The sequence below is a fragment of the Brachybacterium sp. Marseille-Q7125 genome (genome assembly GCF_023062615.1).
Lineage (GTDB): Bacteria > Actinomycetota > Actinomycetes > Actinomycetales > Dermabacteraceae > Brachybacterium.
In genome coordinates, this window is the sequence record NZ_JALLAL010000001.1 from 90,606 (window position 1) to 111,204 (window position 20,599).

Below are 20,599 nucleotides of genomic sequence, written 5' to 3' on the forward strand. Positions count from 1 at the left end.
GTGCGTGCCGTGCCGGATCAGCGGCGCTTGGCCGCGGCGTGCTCCTCGCGGTGCCGCTCGCGCTCGGCCCGCTTGGCCGCCTTCTTCTCCTCGAGCGCCTGCTCTTCGGCGACGGTGATGACATTGCCGCTCGAATCGGTCGCGACGGTCCCGTCCTCCCGGGTCACGACGAGGCCCTCAGGCTGCTCATCGCTGCGCTCGCCACGGTCGTTGTAGGCCTGGCGCCGGTCGTGGATGCGGTGCGCATCGGCCAGCAGCTCGCGCACATTGCGCTCGGCCACGATCATGTCGTGGTACTTCTCCGGCAGGTTCTCCACGATCTGCTCATGCTCGAGCATCTTCTGGTAGAGCGCATCGCGGTGAGTCTCGAAGGCCTCGTAGGTCATCTCGATGTAGGTCTTCGCCTCGCGGTGGGCATTGTTCACCGCGGCCTGTGCCCGGCCCTTGGGGGACAGCAGGGAGGTGAGGATCGTGATGGTCAGCACGCTGATGATGACCGTGAGGGAGAAGCCGGTGGTGACCTCAGGGATAGCGTGCACCGGCTGGCCGCCGTTGATGAAGCCGAGCTCGTTCTCGTGCAGCGCGTGGACGATCAGCTTCACGCCGATGAAGGCGAGGATGAGGGACAGTCCCCAGCCGAGGTAGACCAGGCGATCCAGCAACCCGTCGATGAGGAAGTACAGCTGACGCAGGCCCAGCAGGGAGAACACCGTGGCGGTGAACACGATGTAGGTGTTCTGGGTCAGGCCGAAGATCGCGGGGATCGAGTCCAGGGCGAACAGCAGATCGGTCGCGCCGATCGCGATCATCACCAGCAGCATCGGGGTCAGCACCCGCTTGCCGTTCTCGATGGTGAACAGCTTGTCGCCGTCGTACTCATCGGTGGCCGGCAGCACCTTCTTCACCAGGCGCACGAAGATCCCGTCGGCCTGCTCATCCTCGTCGTCTTCGCCCTTGACCTCCTCGATCACCATCTTGATGGCGGTGTACAGCAGGATCGCGCCGAAGATGTAGAAGGCGAAGGACAGGTGCTCGATCGCGGCGGCGCCGATCGCAATCATGCCGGAGCGGGCGATGATCGCGAAGGTGATGCCGAACAGCAGGACCTTCTGCTGGTCCTCGCGGGGCACGGAGAACGCGCCGATGATCACGAGGAACACGAACAGGTTGTCCACCGAGAGGGCTTTTTCGGTGATGTACCCGGCGAAGTATTCCCCGCCCATGTCTATGCCGCCGAAGACCAGCACCCCCACGCCGAACAGCACAGCGATGCCCACGTAGATGGCCGACCAGACGGCGGCCTCGCGCATGGTGGGGATGTGAGCCTTGCGCACGTGGAAGATGTAGTCGAAGGCCAGCAGTGCGGCGACCCCGACGATCGTCAGGATCCAGACCAGAGGGGAGACAGTCACGGGAGCTCGCTTTCCAGGGTCGCGTCATGGACCCGGGTCTCTCCACCGGCTGCTGCTGCGGCCGGCCTCTGCGCCCGGAGAGCCGACGGCGGCCCTCGTGATGACGTGCGCAGGGTGACGGATACTCCCCCGTTGCCAGCGCCCACTGTACACAGCAGGCGCTGGGCGGCGAAGCGGCCGTGGTGCGCTCCACGAAAGGAGGCGCCCCGAGCAGGGTCAGAGCATGAAGGGCACCACGATCATCGCGGCGAGGAAGCCCAGCGCCAGACCGCCGGCCGCCGCGACGGAGTCCAGGGATCAGAACGTGAATCCCTGGAACAGCACGAGCGCCAGCAGCAGGCCCACCACGAGGTTGACGACGGTTGCGACGAAGAAGACGAGGATCGGCCGGACACCGGCCTCACGGATGGAGCTCGCGTTGAACTCCAGGCCGATGGAGACGAACGCGAGGGTGAGCGCCCAGGTTTGAAGCTCCTTCGCCGCATCGAGCCGCGGCTCGAGCACTTCGGCAGGAATCGTCTCCACGGAGACAGTCGCGATCGCCGAGGTGATCAGAAAGCCCAGCACGAACTTCGGGAACCGATCCCAGATCAGAGCGAGTGATGCCCTGCCGCCGCGCTGTCCCTCTGCCGCGCTGCCCCCATCCTGAGCGGTGCGCAGTGAGAACCAGATCGTCAGCAGCACTGCCACCACCCCCAACAGGGCGTTCTGCGTCACCTTGACGATCGAGGCGATCTGCAGCGGCTGCTCGCCTGCGACCTCCCCGGCCGCCGTCACCGCGGCCGTGGTGTCGATGTTGCCGCCGATCCACGCTCCGGTGACCGCCGGTGAGAGCTCCATCAGATCAGCGAGCCATGGCAGCAGGAAGATTGAGGGCACAGCGAAGGTGATGACCAGTGCCGCGGTGTACGCCAGCTGCTCTTTGCGGGCCTGCACCGCCCCCGCTGCCGCGACCGCCGCGGAGACCCCGCAGATCGCCAGGGCGGAGGCCAGCAGTGCGCGCAGCCGATCATCCAGCCCCAGCGCTCCGGCGAACCACCAGGTGGCGCCGAAGACGACGGTGATGAGCACGATCGCCTGGACCACGGCGGGACCCGCCGCGCGCACGAGCACGGCGAAGCTCACGGTGGCGCCCAGCAGCACCAGACCGATCTTGATGAAGAATTCGGTGCGGAACGCCGCGGCCATCCGCTCGCGCACCCGGGCGAGGCTCAGCACCGCGTTGCCCGCAAAGCCCAGGGCAATGGCGTACACCGGGTATTCGATCGCCGCGACGACGCCGCTCAGTGGCGTGCCCGCGGCGAGGGCAGGCATCGACTCGCTCAGCTGCCGCCCCGCAGCGGCCAGCCCTACCACGATGACCAGCCCCAGCGCCGTCCAGCCGTGGCCCGGCCCCGCGGGCGAGCTCTTCTCGGCGCTGCGTGCTGCAGGCGACGTGCGAGGCGCCGCGCGATCTGTCGCGCTCACGGGATCAGCGCCGGGGAGATCGCACCGGCCATGCACAGCCCGAACAGGGCCAGCCCCACGATCGTGGCGATCCAGTCCTCGCCGAGCGAGAAGCGGCGGTGGTCGTCGGGGTGATCCGGCCGACGTTCACTATCCATGGACATTCTCCTCCCAAAGGTCCGCTAGGTGCACGGTATGCGAGAGGATGCGCTGTGCGCGGGTCGACGGGCCGTGTACGGCACCTGGACCCGTCGTGTTCACGCGGAGGTCAGCCGTCGTTTGCGGTGGGGATCTCCGCCTCAGTCGCGACTTCGCGCCACGTCGCGGCAAGGGAGTCGATGGTGGCGTGGGCGTTCAGGCCACTGGGCTGCGGGACCACCCACAGCACGACGTCCTCGGGCCAGTCCTCCACGGTCGCAGGATCCTGCCTGCCCAGCTGGGCGCGCGGCAGATGATAGGCCGTGCGAAAGGCGGTGATCCCGGCGATCGCGACCACGCGCGGGCGCAGCTGGCGGATCCGCTGCACCATGTGGGCCCCGCCCTCGCGCAGTTCACGGGCTGAGAGCTGGTCGGCGCGCGCGGTCGCGCGACCCACCAGGTTCGTCAGGCCGATCCCGTGATCGATCAGGTCCTGAGCATCGACCTGCGCGAGCCCGGCCGCGGCATCGACCGCCCGCGAGGTGAGCCCGGCGCGGTGCAGAGAGGGCCAGAAGCGGTTGCCGGGACGAGCGAACGGGGCGTTGACCGCGGCGGTCCACAGCCCCGGGTTGATCCCCACGATGAGCAGTTTCAGAGGCGCCCCATCGGCCGGCAGCACATCATCGATGCTGTCGGGGTCCGTGGTGGAGACGGCCTCGAGATCGGCCCGGGTGGGGCGACGCCCACCGAGCGGAGAGGGCCGACGGTGTGCTGGGGTGCTCACCCGATCGGCTCGGTGTCCTCATCCACGAGCTGGATGCCATCGAGGTCCCACTGCCCGTCGGTGCGGAGGATGAAGTACCGCAGGTGCACCTCTTCCGTCCCGCCATCCGCATTGACGATGTTCTCGGTGACCTCGAAGATCGCGTACCCCTGGCGATTCACCCGGTCGTTGACCGTGTAGTCGACCGCCGAGACGGTGCCCAGCGTCTGGTCGAAGGCCGTGCAGGAGGTGGTCTCGAGGGCCCGGCGGAACTCCTCCGTGGTGGAGTCCATGTACAGCTCGCAGTCGCTGTTCTCCATCGAGCTGTAGAAGTCCTCAAGAGTGTCCTGCGGGTTGCCTCGGCCCAGGATGTTCAGCAGGAGGATCAGGCCCACGACGCTGACCAGCAGCAGGCCCACCAGGGCGATGCCGCCCAGCACGAGCCAGTGCCACATCGGCCGCCCGCCGATCTTCTTTCCGCCCGGAGGGGGCCCGCTCGGGCCGGCCGGCTGCGGCTGTGCGTAGATCATGACTCCCCCTGCTGCTCGTGGTTCCGGCTCGAGTATCGCGCACGGTGAGCACTCGTGCACGGCCCGTCACCGACTCGATACGCTGAAGCACATGATCGTCACTGCGGATTCAGGGCCCATCGGATCTCCCACCAGCAAGGACGCAGCGGGGTTCCTGGGCCCTGCAGCCGTGCGCTACACCACCCGGGCGGGCGAGCGCGAGCAGTCTGCGCTGCCGGTCGTGGACGGGGTGGAGGATGTGCGCGGACGTACCATCGCCGCGGGGGACTCGCTGCGCTATTACGTCTTTCCCGTGCTTGATGAGGACGCGCAGACCTGGGGCGCCACCTATGTGAGCATCGATCTGCTGCTCGATGACGGCACCCACCTCAGCGACCACGCGCCGAAGGATCAGTACGGCACCGTCGCCACCGCCGCCGGGCTCGGCGATGGGAAGATCCTGTACGCCGATCAGTGGAACGACGTGCAGGTGGACCTCAGCGCGGTCGTCGGCCGCAGCATCCAGGACGTGCTGATCAGCGTCGACGTTCCCGCGCGCGAGAGCGATCCCGCCGACGGGGACGCGGACGAGGAGTTGGGCGGCTGGATCGACGGTCCCTACGTGGGGGCGCTCCCCGCGGACCCGGATGTCGACGACCCGGTCGCATGGGTGGACACCCGACGCGGCACCTATGCCTCCGGGGACTTCTCGCGCGGCAACACCCTGCCGCTGACGGCCTGGCCCAACGGCTTTGCGATGTTCACCCCGGCCACCGATGCGCGCAGCCGCCGCTGGGTGTACGAGTACCACCGCCGCAACGGGGAGGACAACCGGCCGCGCTTGCAGGCCCTCGCGATCTCCCACGCCCCGAGCCCGTGGATGGGTGACCGCCTGCAGTTCTTCCTCATGCCGCTGCTGGGACAGAGCCCCGACGCGAGCCCCGCGGCGCGCGCCCGCGGCTTCGACCACGCCGGGGAGACCGCGCGCCCCGACCTGTACGCGGTGACGCTCGACGGTGGCATCGGCCTGCGTCTGGCGCCCACCGACCATGGCGCGATCACCGAGATCACGCTGCCCGAGACGGCCGACGGCGTGCACTTGCTGCTCGAGGGCCACGACGGCGCCTCTCGCGTGGATGCGGCTGGTGCGGTGTTCGACGGGCAGGTGCAGGCCTGGGTGGATGCGCCCGCGGATGAGCGCGCCGACGGCGCCACCCGCATGTTCATCCATGCCCAGCTGGATCCCGCCCCGATCGCGGCCACCGCAGCGCGCGGGGACAGCGACGGCAGTGTGCTGACCTTCGCTCCCGGCACCACCACGGTCACCGTGCGCCTGGTCACGAGCTTCATCTCCCAGGAGCAGGCGCGGCGCACCTTTGCCCGGGAGCTCGACGGCCGCAGCGTCGAGCAGGTGCGCGAGGCCGCCCATGCCGCCTGGGCCGAGCGCCTGGGCGTGATCGATGCGCCATCGGCCACGCCGCCGCAGCGCCGCACCCTGCTGGGGAACCTCTACCGACTGAACCTGTACCCGAACTCCCACTGGGAGGATGCCGGCAGTGGGGAGCGCCGCGAACCGGTCCATGCCAGCCCCGTGCTGCCGCCGAAGGGCGAGGCCACCGACAGTCGGACCGATGCCCAGGTGGTCCCGGGGCGGATGTACGTCAACCACGGATTCTGGGACACCTACCGCACCGCCTGGCCGGCCTACGCGCTGCTGTACCCGGAGCTCGCCGCGGAGCTCGCGGACGGCTTCATCCAGCAGCACCGCGAGGGCGGCTGGATCGCCCGCTGGTCCTCTCCCGGCTACGCCGACTGCATGACCGGCACCTCGAGCGATATCTCCTTCGCCGATCTCCAGGTCAAGGGGGTGCCGCTGCCCGATGCGATGGCTGCGTACACCTCGGGCCTGCGCAATGCCACGGTGGCGCCGGAGCATCCGCGGGTGGGTCGCAAGGGCAATGAGCGCGCCGTCTTCACCGGCTACGTGGACACCGACACCGATGAGTCCGTCTCTTGGGCGCTCGAGGCGCACATCAATGATGTGGGGCTCGCGGAGCAGGCGCGTCTGCTCGCTGCCCGCGCCGCCGCGGACGGTCAGACGGAGCTCGCCGAGCGCCTCGGGGAGGAGTCGCGCTACCTCGCTGCCCGCGCCCAGAACTATCCGCTGCTGTTCGATGAGGCGATCGATTTCTTCCAGGGCCGCCGCCGTGACGGCCAGTTCGCCACGACCCCCGAGGAGTTCGATCCGGAGAGCTGGGGCGGAGACTTCACGGAGACCGATGGTTGGAACTTCGCCTTCCACGTCCCGCACGATGGAGAGGGTCTGGCGGCCCTCTACGGCGGACGCGAGGGGCTGCGGGCGAAGCTCGACGCCTTCTTCACCACCCCTGAGCGGGCGCAGAAGAAGGGCAGCTACGGGCATGTCATCCACGAGATGGACGAGGCCCGCGCGGTGCGAATGGGCCAGTTCGGGGTCTCCAACCAGCCCAGTCACCACATCCCCTTCCTCTACCACCACGCCGCGGCCCCCGAGCAGGCATCGCGCGTGGTCCGCGAGGTGCAGCGCCGTCTGTTCGTCGGCGAGCAGATCGGGCAGGGCTACCCGGGCGATGAGGACAACGGGGAGATGAGCGCCTGGTGGCTGCTGACGGCGCTGGGTATCTACCCGCTGCAGCTGGGCACGCCGCGCTACCACCTGGTGGCGCCGCTGTTCGACCGCGTCGACGTCACGCCGCTGGGCGGCCCCGCCTTCACGATCACCACCGACGGGGACCCGGGAACCGACGCGGTGTGCATCACCGGTGCGAGCATCCGCGGGGCGGAGCATTCAGGGGCCTGGATCGACCATGAGGACCTGCAGGGGCAGATCCACCTGCGCCTGGGCAGGGAGGCAGGGGCATGGGGCGAGGTGCCGCCCTCGCCCATCGCCCCCGGGGAACGGCCCGCACCGCTCGTGGACCTGCTCGAGCGCGATGCGACAAACCCCCTGCTCGATGATGACTCCACCACCGAGCGCACCTTCGAGACCGCAGCGGTGACCATCGACCTGCCGGAGCTGGCGCAGCCAGGACGCGCCCGTTTCCTCACCCTCACCTCCGGGACGGAAGAGGGCGGGGACCCGATCGCCTGGCGGCTCGAGGGCAGCGCCGACGGCCAGACGTGGGAGGTGCTCGATGAACGCTCCGGGCAGACCTTCCCCTGGCGGCGGCAGACCCGGCCCTTCGAGATCGCCACGCCGCGCGAGTGCACCCGCCACCGCCTGGTGGTCACCACCGCGCAGGGGCCGTTGCGGCTGGCTCAGGTGGAGCTGCTGGCCTGAGACTCCACTGCCGCTGATCGGCCGGGGCCCTCGTGCGGCGGGTGCGCTCGCCGCACGAGGCCATGCTTCCCATCGAGCGCCGTGCCATACCGACGGTCGCGCAGCACCCACGGCCAGGTCATCACCAGCGCCCACACGGCGGCGATCAGCAGGGCCTCCACCAGGAGGTACTGCGGCCAGGGGCCCAGCAGATCCAGGATCGACGGGCCCGCCGGCGCCCGGTTCAGGTACCCGTAGTTGGCTCCCGTGAGCAGGTTGCCGGTGAATGCCATCACCGCCCAGCCCAGGGTGATCACGTAGGCCACCGCGAAACCGCGCCACGTCGGCCGATACCCCAGCCCCCACACCAGCACCACGGGCACCACGATCCCGGCCCCGTGCGCGATCCAGTACTGGAAGAACTCCAGCGGCACCCACACGAAGTAGTTCACATCCGGGGTCAGCACCGACTGCAGGTTCAGCGTGAGCCCCCAGTAGTAGGCGACCACGATCGCCCAGCGCGCCTGCGTGATCATCGCCACCGGCAGCACGAACCGCAGCGCGTCGGAGTAATGCAGCGGCAGGGACTCATCGATGTTCCACGCCCACGGCATGAAGCCCCACGCCGTCCAGAACACAGAGTTTCCCAGCAGCAGCCAGCCGGAAATGCGCAGTGCCCGATCCACGCGCTCGCCGGGCGTCCGCCGCGCCCACAGCACCAGCGCCACCGAGGCCACCACGATGAGCGTCAGCATGCACCAGTGCTCGAGGCCATAGGGGGTCATGCGGCCCAGCGGGGGAGAGTCCATGGGGTGAGTATGCCGGGTTCCGCAGTGGGCCGCTCAGCGTGCGTCTAAGACCTTCCGACCGGGCCCACGGACGAGGAACAGGGCTCCGCAGGCGGCGACACCGCTGATCGCAGCCCAGATGAGGAAGGCCGTCGCGTTCCCCTGCGTGTCCCCGATCTGCACCAGGAACGGCCGGAATCCGATCATCACGAGACCATTGGTCGCTGAGGCCAGGGCGAGCACCGTCTGGCGCCAGCGACTGCCGACCGCCTCCAGCAGCCAGACATCCGTCAGAGTCTTCGCGACGCCGAACGCGGCCGTGCCCGCCGGGATCAGCAGCAGCATCGTCACCCAGGTCAGCTGATGCTGGGCGCCGAGGGCGACCGCGAGGTAGCTGAGGGCCATCACGGCGATGGAGCCGACGATCCACATCCCGTGGCCGCGGTGCGGCACCCGGGTGGCCAGCCAGCCACCCAGCGCTACCGTCACCGCGATGATGCTGTAGACCACACCGATCATGGACGGTGTGAGCCCTACCTCGGTTCCCAGCGGCTGGAACTGAATCCTGATGGAGACCCCAACGGTAAGCACGATGGCGGCCAGCAGGATGCCTGTCCGCACACGGGGCCGCTGCATCGCGTCGGTGAAAGTCGTGGCCGATGCGAGCCGTGCGTGCCCGTGCACATCAGGAAGGGTGGCAGCCAGCAGCAGGGCCAGCAGGCCGAGCACAGCGGTGAGCAGGTAGGGCAGCGGTGCCCAGATCTCCAGCAGGAAGCCGGCGCTCAGAAGGGACAGGACGCCTGCCACGCCGCTCGCGAGCCGAGAGCGCCCGAGATACCGGGACGGGGATGGGGCCTGCGGGTGCTCCTCGGCGAGTTCCCAGGAGTAGGTGGAATCCAGCCCGGAGCTCAGCGCCCAGAGCAGGCCCCACAGCACCCACACCAGCGCCATGAGCCAGAACGAGGAGACGACGCCGATCCCGAGGAACACGACGGTGGTCAGAGCGCAGCTGATGAGCAGAGCTCGCTTGCGACCTATCCGATCCACCACGGCCCCCATCGGCACTTCCGCGAGGACCACCGCGCCGTTGAAGATGGCGTCGATGAGTGCTGCCTGCAACGGGGTGAATCCCCGTTCCAGCAGGAAGATCATCCACGTCGGGAACCAGAACTGGACATCGAGCAGGACCCGGACGCCGAGCAGCCGGGTCAAGGGGCCCCACGGCCTCGAGCGTGCGCGGGTCACGAGATGCTCTGGCGACGTTTCCAGATGAAGATCACGACGAGTATCACCGAGGCGAGCAGGCTGAGGATCAAGATCGCGTCCATGGATTGCGAGGAGAGCCAGGAGGTGATCGAGCCGCCGCCGAGGTCGAACACGGACTGGGAGGGATCCTGCCCGGCATCGCGACCGAACTGCACCAGGGCGATCGCGGTGGCCAGAACGGAGGTCACACCGATGCTCATCAGGATGATGTCCGTGAACATCGCCGACCGTGCCGCCCGGTCCTCGGCAAGGGCGGTCAGGCGGTCGCCGCAGATGCTGAGCTTCGCACGGACCGGGTCCTCGAGCAGCTGCGTGTACCCCCAGACGTTGAGCACCCGTTGCACCTCGGCCAGGCTCGAGCGCGAGAGGTGCTGAAACACCTCGGCGCGCAGCATCAGCAGATCCTGCGCCTGATTCACCATGGCTCGCAGCTCGCGGCGCAGATCGCTCACGGACACAGTGTGCAGATCTGCCATGGACCAGGCCAGGATCTGCCGCAGCTCGTCATCGATGTAGTGCATCGCGGCCCAGAGGAACTGGGCGATCCGCAGAGCGTGCCAGTGCCAGGAGACTGCCTCGGTCTCGGTGGACAGATGCACGTGATTGAGCCACTGGGCGACGAATGGTCTCTCCCCGTCCAGGAGCTGCTCAATCATGCGCTGATGCTCGGCGTCGATCCGGGCCACCCAGCGGCGGGCGAACCCCTCATCCCCGCGCTGCGGATCATGGACGAGAGCGCGCGTGACCCACAGCGGCTGCGAGGTCGGCAGCTCCTCGATGCGGACCAGGTCCGATGCCTCGGGGATCCGTCGGATCCGCTGCAGTAGATGGGTGATATCCGTGTCGACGCAACGGCGCGCAAGTTGCTCACCGACCCGCTGCACCTCCGCTTCCCACAGATCGACGTCATCGAACTCATCGGTGCTCACATGTTCCGTGGTCCGCAGGACGCCGTGGACGAGGAGCACGTTGTGGTCGTACAGCGTCCAGCCGAGCTCGTCGACCTCGAGGCGCGTGCCGACCGCCGGAATGCTCTCCACCGGAACCTGCGCAGAGGCGACCTCGAGCGGACGGCGCAGGACATCACCAGAGGACCGGGACCAGCCGAGCACCGGGGTCCGACGAGACGTGCGGTGCAATGTCCACCCTTTGCGCCGGGCGATGTCGGTCTCGATCTGCTCCCAGAGGCTCTGGCAGCGTTCGGCGTCTCGATCGAGGGCGCCCGGGAGCGTGGTGAAACCCACCCGGATCGGTGCCAGGAAACGGAATTCATGCATGAGAGATCTCCACGTCGCCGAGGCGGACGAGGCGCACCTGACCGCGCAGCGGGCCCTCGATGATCTTCACCTCGATCGGGGACTGTGCGGTCAGCTCCCCCTCGGGCCACGACAGGACGACCGCCGACGTTCCGGAGGGGGTGCTGCTCACGCTGTCGTCGTCGGGGTTCTGCACGGCGACAGAAGAGCCGTCGGGGGAGCGCAGGACCACCGGCGTGGTGGACGGGCTCAGCTGGCCCAGCAGCCGGTCATAATCTTCGGTGGCCTGGAAATCGGCGAGGGCCTCGTTGAACTCCTTGAGCAGGCGCTTGCCCTCCGTGCTGTCCTTGACCAGCAAGTGCAGTCCCTTGGTCGAGGAGGTCAGCGGTGAGGCGGGGCTGGCCACGGAGAAATCGCGGACGTCCCCGGAGAAGTCGGGCCCCGCGAGCGTGGTCCACCCGGCCAGCGATCCCTCGGCCACGAGGTCGGCGTCGCCGTCGGCAACGGCGTCGAATGCTGCGAGCGCTGACGGGTGATCCGAGAACGTCGCCCCAGATTCGTCGAGCTCATCCCAGTACTGGTATCCGGATATCCGCGCCACCCGCACGCCCGTGAGGTCGGTGCGATCGGGGAGGGATTTGACGAGGTCGTCGGACTTGCCGAACAGCGTGTACCGGAAGTCGAGCAGGGGGTCCGAATACAGCGCGAACTCGGCACGGCTGTCAGAGATGATCACCGGTGCCATCCCGACGCTCGCACCGTTGATGACATCTCGCTCGGCCAGCGGCCAGGTGCTGAACACGAAGACGGGCGTGTATCCGGCGCGGCCGAGCACCTCGGTGAGCAGCTCCGCCACCGGACCGTTTCCGGGTAGATCGGGGGAGATGTAGGGGAGCCACTCCGATGTCGAGATCTGCAGCGGCCGGGAGCGCTCCGGCGGATCGGCCCGCACGATCACCGCGGTGATCACCAGGATGACGATCACGGTGAGGACTAGCCAGATCGTCGGCAGTGGCGCCCGTGCAGGGTGCCTGGCAGGAGTGCGGATCACCTCTCGAACTATATCCATTGGGGTTGCACGGTCGCGGTGGTCGGCCGAGGGCGGCCATGGCTCACCGCTCCTCAGCTGATCCGACTACGATCACCTCACCCGATGGATCCAGCACCCCAGGAGACGCGACCCGATGACCGAGGCCCAGCCCGCCTACCACGCCGATTCCTCTGACCTGGTGGACAAGGAGGTGCTGACCTGGGACCGGTTCGGCACCGCCACGAGGGAGCTCGCGCAGGCCGTCGCGGACTCCGACTTCAGCCCGGAGATCATCATCGCGGTGGCGCGCGGCGGGCTGCTGCCAGCCGGCGGGCTCTCCTATGCGCTCGGTGTGAAGCTCTCCGATGCGATCAACGTCGAGTTCTACACCGACGTCCATGAGACGCTGCCGGACCCGGTGCTGCTGGCCCCGATGCTGGACACCGAATCCATCAAGGGCAAGCGCCTGCTGGTGGTCGACGATGTCGCGGACTCCGGGCGCACCCTCGCGCTGGTGCTCGATCTGCTGCGGGACATGGGCGCGGATGCGCGCAGCGCCGTGCTGTACGCGAAGTCCGCTTCCGTGGTGGATCCGGACTTCGTGTGGCACCGCACCGATGAGTGGATCGTCTTCCCGTGGTCGGCGCAGCCGCCGGTCACTCCTGGTGGGGGCGCTGCGGGCTGACCGCGCGCGAACCCGTCGCGGGGGATGAGCCGACGCCGGGGGCGCTGTCGGCGCCGGGAGCGGTGTCGGCATCGTGCCCCTCAGTGTGAGCGGCGCTGTCATGCCCGCCCTCTGCGCCGTGGTGGCCGAAGGGCAGCAGGTGCATGACCCCGGCCGCGAGCAGGCCGATCACCAGGCCGAACAGGAACGAGAAGAACGTGTTGACCAGCCACGCGAGTGCCGCGCCGACACCGGCGACGCCGTGGACCTGCTCCTCGAGGTGGTGCACGAATCCGTAGGGCTGAGCGAGCCCCAGATCGTGGGTGCCCACCAGCAGGATGTGACCACCCACCCACAGCATCGCGACCATGCCCACGTAGCTGATGACCTTCATGACGGTCGGCATCGCCTGCACCAGGCCGGTGCCGAACCTGCGCTTCGCCGCGGAAGCGTCCTCATCACGGGCCATCGCCAGGCCGATGTCGTCCATCTTCACCAGGATCGCCACCGCCCCGTACACCAGGGCGGTGATGCCGATCGCGATGACCACGAGCACCGCAGCGCGCATCCACACGCTGTCGGTGTCCACCGAGTTCATGGAGATCACCATGATCTCCGCGGAGAGGATCAGGTCGGTGCGCACCGCGCCCTTGACCACCGTGTCCTCCGCATCAGTGCCCGTCGCAGCTGCGGGCGCCTTCTTCTCGACACCCCGGACCAGCTCGATGATCTTTTCCGCGCCCTCGAAGGAGAGGTACAGGCCGCCCAGCATCAGCAGCGGTGTCAGCAGCCAGGGGGCGAACACGCTCAGCAGCAGCAGGATCGGCAGGATGATCAGCAGCTTGTTGCGCAGCGACCCCTTGGTGATCCGCCAGATGATCGGCAGCTCCCGCTTGGGCTTGATGCCCTGCACATACTGCGGCGTGACCGCCGCGTCATCGATCACCACACCGAGCGCCTTCGTCCCGGCGCGGCTGGAGGCCGCCGCGACATCATCAGCGCTCGCCGCGGCCAGGCGCGCGAGCGCAGCGACATCATCGAGCAGGGCGGCGAGTCCACCGGCCATCGGATCCTTCTTCCCCTCGGGCAGCACCGCGGTCGCGGCTCGGCACAGAATAGCGGCTCGGGGCACAGGATCCTGCCCTACAGTGGCCCGGGCTCGGGAGGCGCTCGGGCCGCACAGCAAGGAGCGGCAGTGGACGGCATGCGCACGTGGCTGGGGGTGACAGCCCTGGCCGTGGGGATCTTCGTGCTCATCACCGTCGAGGAGCTGCCCATCGGGGTGCTCTCGGTGATGGCCCCGGATCTGGGGGTCAGCGAGGGCGTCGCGGGGCTCGCGGTGACCGTCCCCGGCGTGCTCGCCGCCCTCGTGGCGATGTCCACACCCCTGCTGGTCCGGGGGCTGGACCGGCGCCTGGTGCTCATCATCGCTCTGCTCAGCGTGGTGATCTCCTGCGCTCTCAGCATTGTCGCCCCGAGCTTCGGATGGCTGCTGCTGGCACGACTGTTCGCCGGGGTGTCCATCGGCCTGTACTGGGCGGTCCTCCCGATCGTGGCGATGGGCCAGGTGGAGCCCCACCGGGTTTCTGCCGCGCTGACGCTCGCCTTCAGCGGCACCGGCGGTGCGCTCGTGCTGGGCGTGCCCGCCGCCGCGTGGATCGGCTCCCACGTGGGCTGGCGCGCCTCCTTCGCGGTGGTGGGAGCCGTCGCAGCCCTCGTCGCCGTGGCTATCCTGCTGCTGGTCCGGCCGGTCCACTCCCGGCAGGCCGTCACCCTCTCCATGATGCGCACCGCTCTGACCACCCGGGCCGTGCGCTACGTGCTGGCCTTCACGGGCCTCGGCGTGGTGGGCCAGTTCGCCACCTACAGCTATGTCAGCCCGCTGCTGGTCCAGCGCGCCCAGGTGCCGCTGCGCGATCTCGGGTTGCTTCTGCTGCTGTTCGGCATCGCCGGGCTGATCGGAAACTTCGCCGTCGGCCCGCTGATCCGCCGCAGCGCACCGGGAGCGGTGCTGGTGGTGATCGGCGGGACCCTCGCAGCGTTGCTCGCCGTGCTCGTGCTGGTGCACTCACCGGGGGCCGCGATGATCGTCATGCCGCTGTGGGGGCTGTGCGTCGGGGCGGTGTCCGTCAGCGTGCAGGCGTTCATCACCGCCGAAGCCCCGGAGGTCCTCGAGGAAGGCACCGCGCTGAACAGCGCCATGTTCAACGTGTCGATCGCGGTGGGCGCCCTCATCGGCGGCCTCGTGCTGGATGCCGCCGGGATGGAGCCGATGGTGCTCACCTCCGTGGTGCTGCTGGCTGCCGCTGTCGCGCTGGCGCTGCGCTACCTGCGGCGGCCAGCCCCACACGGGGCCGCGGAGCTGCCTGCCGGGTGATCAGCGCGGGGCGAAGACCGCGTTCCCGTCGGCGTCCCGGTGCATGACCTCCTTGCCCGCCTGCCACACCCGTTCGGTGCGGTGGCGCACGTCCAAGGGGTCGCCCTCCCACAGCACGAGGTCCGCCTCCTTGCCCTCAGCGATCGAGCCGATGCGGTCCGCGAGCCCCAGCACCTCGGCGGGATTCAGGGTGATCGCCCGCAGCGCAGCGGCCGGATCCATGCCGTGCTTGACCGCGAGCGCCGCCTGATGGACCAGGAACTCGATGGGCACCACCGGGTGGTCGGTGATGATCGAGACCTTCACCCCAGCCGCGGTGAGGATCCCCGGTGCCTTCGGGGTGCGCTCACGCACCTCCACCTTCGAGCGGGAGACGATCAGCGGCCCGTACAGCACCGGAACTCCCGCGGCGGCGATGCGGTCGGCGATCAGGTAGGACTCGGTGCCATGGTCCAGCACCAGCTCGTAGCCGAACTCCTCCGCGATGCGCAGCGCGGTGGCGATGTCATCGGCCCGGTGTGAGTGCTGCCGCCAGGGGATCTCCCGCGCCAGCACCTTCGCGAGTGCATCGGAGACCAGATCCGGATCCCGCTCATCCTCCGGCTTCGCCGCCCAGGCGCGGGCTTTCGCGAACGCTTGCCGGATCGTCAGAGCCACGCCCAGGCGCGTGGCGGGAGTGCGCTTCTGCTCGCCGTAGACCCGCTTCGGATTCTCGCCGAGCGCCGCCTTGATGCCCGAGGGTTCGCGCAGCACCATCTCGTCGACCACCCGGCCGTGGGTGTGCAGCGCCACGGCCAGACCGCCGATGGGGTTGCCGGAGCCGGGGTTGACGTTCACCGCGGTGATCCCGCCCTCAATCGCATCATCGAACCCGATCTCCATCGGGTTGATCGCATCGATCGCGCGGGCCGCGGCCATCACCGGGTCGGTCATCTCATTGGTGTCATCACCGGCCCAGCCCTCACCCTCCTCATGGACCCCCAGGTGGACATGGGCGTCGACGAACCCGGGCAGCAGCCACGCCCCGCCTGCATCGATCACCGCAGCGCCGTCGGGGATCGGGGCGTCGGGGCCTAGCGCAGTGATGCGGTCGCCGGTGACCACGACGGCGCCGTCGAAGGGCTCGGACTCGATAGGGACGACGTGGGCGTTGGTGATGGCAAAGGTGTCAGGGGTGCTCATGGCATGACCCTGTGCGGCGGCGGGCAGGACGTCAAGTCCGGTCCTGGCGCGGGATCACTCCTGGTGGCGTCTGGCCGGGATGGTGCTCGTGGTGTTCGCGGTTGCGGCGATGGTGCTGCTGGGTGTGCAGTACAACCTGGTCGCCGCGCAGCTGCGTTTCTGAGCGAGGCACCGGATGCGGTGGCACTGACGGGTGGGGTGCGGGGCCACAGGGCCGACGGATGCTCTGCCCGTCGGCCCCGGTGCGCGGTACCCTGCGGGGATGTCGAAGCAGACGAAGGCGAAGAAGTCCGGTGCGAAGGCCCGCCCGCACGGCTACGAGATCCCCTCGGGCTGGACCGGGGACGTCACCGAATTCGATCCTCGGGCCACCCCCGGGTTCGACGGCGGCAAGAAGCAGGGCAAGCAGCTGCTCGCCGAGCGCTCCGAGAAGCTCTCCGGGCTGCAGGAGCGCCTGTACGCCGCGCACCACGGCGCGGACGGCGGGCGGTCCGTGCTGCTCGTGGTGCAGGGCATGGATACCTCCGGCAAGGGCGGCATCATGCGTCATGTGGTGGGGCAGGTGGATCCGCAGGGCGTCGAGATCGCCGCGTTCAAGGCCCCCACCGCGGAGGAGAAGAAGCACGACTTCCTGTGGCGGATCCGCAAGCGTCTGCCGCAGCCCGGCCTCATCGGTGTCTTCGACCGCTCCTACTACGAGGACGTGCTCATCCACCGGGTCCACGGCTGGGCCGACGCCGGTGAGATCCGCGAGCGCTACACCGCGATCAACGCCTTCGAGCGTGAGCTCGCCAAGGACGGCATCGCCGTTATCAAGGTCATGCTGCACATCTCCCACGCCGAGCAGGGTCAGCGCCTCATGGAACGCCTCGAGCGGGCGGACAAGCACTGGAAGTTCAATCCCGGGGACGTCGATGAGCGCAGCCACTGGGAGGACTACATGGAGGCGTACACCCGCGCGCTGCGGGCCACCTCCACCGTCGGCACCCCGTGGCACGTGATCCCGGCGGATCGCAAGTGGTTCGCGCGTCTGGCGGTCCAGCAGCTGCTGCTGGATGCACTCGAGGAGATCGACCCGCAGTGGCCCGTGGCGGAATTCGACGTGGCCGAGCAGATGGAGCGCCTGCGCGCCACCATGGCCTGAGCGAGAAGCTGCCATCCTTCCGCGGACCTGCCGGTTCAGGGGGGACCTTGTGCCCGCGGCGAGTCCGCGTGAGGATGGGGCCATGGCTTCCATCACCTTTCAGAACAACCCCGTGACCACCATCGGCGAGCTGCCGGCCACCGGCAGCAGCCTGCCTGCCTTCGAGCTTGTGGGCACTGACCTCAGCGCCGTGCGGAGCGAGGACCTCGCTGGTCAGCGCCTCGTGCTGAACATCTTCCCGTCGGTGGACACCGGCACCTGCGCCATGTCCGTGCGAGCCTTCAACAAGCTCGCCGAGGAGCTGCCGAACACCCGCGTGGTGTGCGTGTCCAAGGATCTGCCGTTCGCGCAGGACCGCTTCTGCGGCGCCGAGGGCATCGAGAACGTCACCACCGCGAGCGCCTTCCGCTCCTCCTTCGGTGAGGACTTCGGCGTGACCATGACCGATGGTCCGCTCGCCGGGCTGCTCTCCCGCGCGGTGGTCATCGCCGATGAGAACGGCAAGGTCATCTACACCCAGCAGGTCCCGGAGATCGCCGACGAGCCCGACTACGACGCGGCGAAGGCGGCTCTGTCCTGAACGGCTGCATCTGCGCGGTGCGTGCTCGATGAGCATCCTGGACATCTCCTGCGCCCGGGTGCGGGATCTGCTGGACGACGGCGGTCCCGCCCCGGGCGAGCATCGCGCCCTGGTGGATCGCTTGTGGCCGCGGGGAGTGCGCAAGGACCGCCTGGCCCTGACCGAGTGGACGAAAGACGTCGCGCCCAGCACGGAGCTGCGTCGAGCCTTCCACCACGATGAGCTGAGCTTTGAGCAGTTCTCCGCGCAGTATCGCGAAGAGCTCACCGCCTCCGGGGAGGCTGAGGCGCTCGCCGAGCGAGCCCGCAACGCAGGTGCTGATCACCTGGTTCTCGTCTACGCGGCACGTGATCCCGAGCGCAACCATGCCCGGGTGCTCGCCACCCACCTCACCTCCAGGGCCTGAGCCGGGATCACGGCCGCGACAGGGCGGCGGCGCTCAACCCCGCTCGGGGGACAGATAGTCTCGACCCCTGTGGAACCCCTCTCCCTGCTCGTCCTGTTCACCATGGCGGTGATGGCAGGGGCGATCAATGCCGCCGTCGGCTCAGGATCGCTGCTGACCCTGCCCGTCCTGTTGGCGATCGGCGTGCCGCCGGGAGCTGCGGTGCGGACCAACACCATCGGCATGGTGTTCTCCACCCTCGGCTCCTCCTTTGGCTATCGCCGGGAGATCGCAGCGGAGAAGGAGCAGCTGGCGCCGCTGGTGATCACGACCTCGCTGTGCGCCACCGCAGGAGCGATGCTGCTGCTCGTCTCCCCCTCGGGGGCCCTGGACGTGGTGGTCCCGGTGCTGATCGTCGTGGCGCTGGCGATGGTGGTGTTTCAGAAACCGCTCACCCGTGCCCTGCGCGGACGGCAGGACCGGCCGTGGATCGCTGCCCGCGGCGGGGAGGCCGCCGACGGCGCTGAGGACGCGAAGACGGTCCCGTCGGCCGTCTCACATGACCTCTCCCCCTACCGGCAGCGCGGACTCGTGGCCGCGATGGGGGCGGCGAGCGTGTACGGCGGCTACTTCACCGCTGCGCAGGGGGTGCTGTATCTGGGGGTGCTCGGCATCTTCACCGGCCGCACCATGGGGTCCGTCAATGCCGTGAAGAACCTGCTGAGCCTCGTGGTCAATGTCGCCGCGGCGCTCGTCTACCTCGTGGCGCACCTGTGGTGGGGAGCTGCTGTGCTGTGGAGCGCGACCGCAGCGATCGCGGTGGGATCTCTGCTGGGCGGCTACTTCGGCGCCCACCTGGCCAAACGAATGCCTGAGTGGCTGCTGCGCGGTGTCATCGTGCTCGTCGCGCTGGTGGCGCTCGTGCGGCAGGTGATGTGAGAGCTGGTCGGCGGCAGACTCCATCGGGCCCGTCGGGCTCATCAGCCCCATCGGCCCTATAAGCCCCATCGACCCCATCGGGCCCGGTGGCGGGTTGAGCACAGCTGGAGGGCTGGCACAGCGGCTCGCAGCAGATGGCAGGGCCCGGATCCGTGCGGATCCGGGCCCTGCGCTCACCCCGCCCCCGGGGTGGTCTTCACAGCGTCAGTGACGCTGGGTATCGGGGCGATCCTGGTCGCGCAGGCCGTCGCGGCCGGTGCGGTCTCCATCGCGGTCGACCTCGACCTCCTCGCGCGCGACGTCGGTGCGGACGGTCTCGGTGTCCTGGACCGACTGCTTGCCCAGCGAGACGTTCTCCGTGGCCACGGTCTCCTTGTCGACGACCGGGCGCTCCTCGTGGAGGGCCACCTCGATCTCGCCCTCGGAGAGCTCGGCGCCGTCGGCCTCGCCGGAGGCGGGAGTGCGCTCAAGGACGACCTCCTCGCGCTCCACCGGGACTTCCACCTGCTCGGTGTCGGTCACGACGTACTTGCGCAGGCGCACACGGCCGGTCTCGCGACGCTCGGTGCCCACGTTCACGCGCTCCTCGTGGAGGGTGGTGGAGGCGCCGTCCCCGTCGCGCACACCATCGCGCACACCGTCGCGGTCGCGGTCCATGCCCGCTCCCGCGCCAGCGCCGGCCGCTCCCGCAGCACCTGCGGCACCGGCGGTTGCACGGTCGCGATCATCCAGCTCGTCATTGCGGCGGTCGTCGCGCAGGCCCTCCTGGTCGCGGTGGTCGTCGCGCAGGGTGCCATCGCGACGATCGTCGTGCAGGCCCTCCTGGTCACGGCGATCATCGTGCAGGTCGCCATCGCGGCGGTGGTTGCCGTGCGCCTGACCCGGGATGTCGGAGTCGGACACGCCGTAGTAGCGGTAGAGCTCATCCTCCTGCTCGGGGGTGATCTCGCCATCCTCATCCACGTTCGGAGCGTCCTTGATGAAGGACTTCTCGTAGGGGACGCTGATCGTGCCGGACTCGACCCTCGCCTCCGCCAGCGGGATGAAGGTCTCCTTGGTGCCGAACAGGCCGGTGTTCACGGTGACCCACGAGGGGGCATGGCCGTCCTGGGTGACGAACAGCTGCTTGACGTCGCCCACCGACGCACCGGTGGAGTCGACCACCTTGGCGTTCTGCAGATCAGCGGGGGAGAGGTTGTCAGCGGTCATGACTGTGTCCTTCCTGCTTCCAGGGTCTGAAACCGCAGCGAGGGCCGCGGCTGGCTCGCGCCACAGCCCCGACCCTATTGACGACGGTCACGAGACGGGAACGATTGCTCGTTCCGCCGCCCAGCTCTTGCGTCGAGGCGTCTTCTGCGGTACGCGACAGCTGTCTGGGTGTCACAAGGGAGACTGACCGCTCGGCAGGGAAGGGGGTCGCGC

At 68.9% G+C, this 20,599-nt stretch carries 19 protein-coding genes; 7 read left to right on the plus strand and 12 right to left on the minus strand.

Annotation, left to right across the window (positions count from 1 at the left end; genetic code table 11):
* Positions 1–17 precede the first annotated feature (17 nt).
* The 5 genes from MU407_RS00430 to MU407_RS00450 form a co-directional block, all read right to left on the minus strand.
* A complete protein-coding gene (locus MU407_RS00430; RefSeq protein ID WP_246954552.1) occupies positions 18–1,412 on the minus strand; it encodes a TerC family protein in 1,395 nt (464 codons plus the stop codon).
* 297 nt (positions 1,413–1,709) lie between these two features.
* On the minus strand, positions 1,710–2,879 hold the full coding sequence (locus MU407_RS00435) for a putative sulfate exporter family transporter (RefSeq protein ID WP_246954555.1): 1,170 nt from the start codon (positions 2,877–2,879) through the stop codon (positions 1,710–1,712).
* On the minus strand, positions 2,876–3,016 hold the full coding sequence (locus MU407_RS00440) for a hypothetical protein (RefSeq protein ID WP_199173926.1): 141 nt from the start codon (positions 3,014–3,016) through the stop codon (positions 2,876–2,878). The genes MU407_RS00435 and MU407_RS00440 overlap by 4 nt, the downstream gene beginning before the upstream one ends.
* A 110-nt stretch (positions 3,017–3,126) precedes the next feature.
* Positions 3,127–3,780 carry a mismatch-specific DNA-glycosylase gene (locus MU407_RS00445; protein WP_246954558.1) on the minus strand — a complete coding sequence of 218 codons (654 nt, stop codon included), beginning with the start codon at positions 3,778–3,780 and terminating at the stop codon, positions 3,127–3,129.
* Positions 3,777–4,289 carry a hypothetical protein gene (locus MU407_RS00450; RefSeq protein ID WP_246954561.1) on the minus strand — a complete coding sequence of 171 codons (513 nt, stop codon included), beginning with the start codon at positions 4,287–4,289 and terminating at the stop codon, positions 3,777–3,779. The genes MU407_RS00445 and MU407_RS00450 overlap by 4 nt, the downstream gene beginning before the upstream one ends.
* A gap of 91 nt (positions 4,290–4,380) precedes the next feature.
* Here MU407_RS00450 and MU407_RS00455 point away from each other — a divergent pair, with 91 nt between their 5' ends.
* A complete protein-coding gene (locus MU407_RS00455; RefSeq protein ID WP_246954564.1) occupies positions 4,381–7,587 on the plus strand; it encodes a GH92 family glycosyl hydrolase in 3,207 nt (1,068 codons plus the stop codon).
* Here MU407_RS00455 and MU407_RS00460 read toward each other — a convergent pair.
* The 4 genes from MU407_RS00460 to MU407_RS00475 are packed head-to-tail and all read right to left on the minus strand — an operon-like array spanning position 7,566 to position 11,927.
* Entirely contained in the window at positions 7,566–8,375 is an 810-nt protein-coding gene (locus MU407_RS00460) for a TIGR02206 family membrane protein (RefSeq protein ID WP_246954566.1), read from the minus strand. The genes MU407_RS00455 and MU407_RS00460 overlap by 22 nt on opposite strands.
* A gap of 33 nt (positions 8,376–8,408) precedes the next feature.
* Positions 8,409–9,599 carry an MFS transporter gene (locus tag MU407_RS00465; RefSeq protein ID WP_246954570.1) on the minus strand — a complete coding sequence of 397 codons (1,191 nt, stop codon included), beginning with the start codon at positions 9,597–9,599 and terminating at the stop codon, positions 8,409–8,411.
* On the minus strand, positions 9,596–10,897 hold the full coding sequence (locus MU407_RS00470) for a hypothetical protein (RefSeq protein ID WP_246954573.1): 1,302 nt from the start codon (positions 10,895–10,897) through the stop codon (positions 9,596–9,598). The genes MU407_RS00465 and MU407_RS00470 overlap by 4 nt, the downstream gene beginning before the upstream one ends.
* The gene (locus MU407_RS00475; protein ID WP_246954576.1) at positions 10,890–11,927 is read right to left on the minus strand and encodes a transporter substrate-binding domain-containing protein; all 1,038 of its coding nucleotides are present in this window, start codon (positions 11,925–11,927) and stop codon (positions 10,890–10,892) included. The genes MU407_RS00470 and MU407_RS00475 overlap by 8 nt, the downstream gene beginning before the upstream one ends.
* A 133-nt stretch (positions 11,928–12,060) precedes the next feature.
* On the opposite strand from MU407_RS00475, the gene MU407_RS00480 reads away from it, so the two are divergent.
* Positions 12,061–12,591 (plus strand): phosphoribosyltransferase, encoded by a 531-nt coding sequence (locus MU407_RS00480; protein WP_246954578.1) that lies wholly within the window; start codon positions 12,061–12,063, stop codon positions 12,589–12,591.
* On the opposite strand, the gene MU407_RS00485 is transcribed toward MU407_RS00480, so the two are convergent.
* Complete coding sequence (locus tag MU407_RS00485) at positions 12,563–13,636, minus strand: DUF808 domain-containing protein (RefSeq protein WP_246954677.1); 1,074 nt, start codon at positions 13,634–13,636, stop codon at positions 12,563–12,565. The genes MU407_RS00480 and MU407_RS00485 overlap by 29 nt on opposite strands.
* A 138-nt stretch (positions 13,637–13,774) precedes the next feature.
* Here MU407_RS00485 and MU407_RS00490 point away from each other — a divergent pair, with 138 nt between their 5' ends.
* The gene (locus tag MU407_RS00490; protein WP_246954580.1) at positions 13,775–14,947 is read left to right on the plus strand and encodes an MFS transporter; all 1,173 of its coding nucleotides are present in this window, start codon (positions 13,775–13,777) and stop codon (positions 14,945–14,947) included.
* On the opposite strand, the gene MU407_RS00495 is transcribed toward MU407_RS00490, so the two are convergent.
* On the minus strand, positions 14,948–16,129 hold the full coding sequence (locus MU407_RS00495) for an amidohydrolase (RefSeq protein ID WP_246954582.1): 1,182 nt from the start codon (positions 16,127–16,129) through the stop codon (positions 14,948–14,950).
* A 262-nt stretch (positions 16,130–16,391) separates the two neighbouring features.
* Here MU407_RS00495 and MU407_RS00500 point away from each other — a divergent pair, with 262 nt between their 5' ends.
* The 4 genes from MU407_RS00500 to MU407_RS00515 all read left to right on the plus strand — a co-directional run bounded on the left by MU407_RS00500 (position 16,392) and on the right by MU407_RS00515 (position 19,177).
* On the plus strand, positions 16,392–17,273 hold the full coding sequence (locus MU407_RS00500) for a PPK2 family polyphosphate kinase (protein WP_246954584.1): 882 nt from the start codon (positions 16,392–16,394) through the stop codon (positions 17,271–17,273).
* An 82-nt stretch (positions 17,274–17,355) separates the two neighbouring features.
* The gene (gene tpx, locus MU407_RS00505) at positions 17,356–17,853 is read left to right on the plus strand and encodes a thiol peroxidase (protein WP_102236990.1); all 498 of its coding nucleotides are present in this window, start codon (positions 17,356–17,358) and stop codon (positions 17,851–17,853) included.
* A gap of 28 nt (positions 17,854–17,881) precedes the next feature.
* Positions 17,882–18,259 (plus strand): DUF488 family protein, encoded by a 378-nt coding sequence (locus MU407_RS00510; RefSeq protein WP_246954586.1) that lies wholly within the window; start codon positions 17,882–17,884, stop codon positions 18,257–18,259.
* A 69-nt stretch (positions 18,260–18,328) separates the two neighbouring features.
* On the plus strand, positions 18,329–19,177 hold the full coding sequence (locus MU407_RS00515; RefSeq protein WP_246954588.1) for a sulfite exporter TauE/SafE family protein: 849 nt from the start codon (positions 18,329–18,331) through the stop codon (positions 19,175–19,177).
* A 204-nt stretch (positions 19,178–19,381) separates the two neighbouring features.
* Here the strand turns inward: MU407_RS00515 and MU407_RS00520 are convergent, their stop codons facing one another.
* Entirely contained in the window at positions 19,382–20,386 is a 1,005-nt protein-coding gene (locus MU407_RS00520; protein ID WP_246954591.1) for a PRC and DUF2382 domain-containing protein, read from the minus strand.
* Between the last annotated feature and the right edge of the window lie 213 nt (positions 20,387–20,599).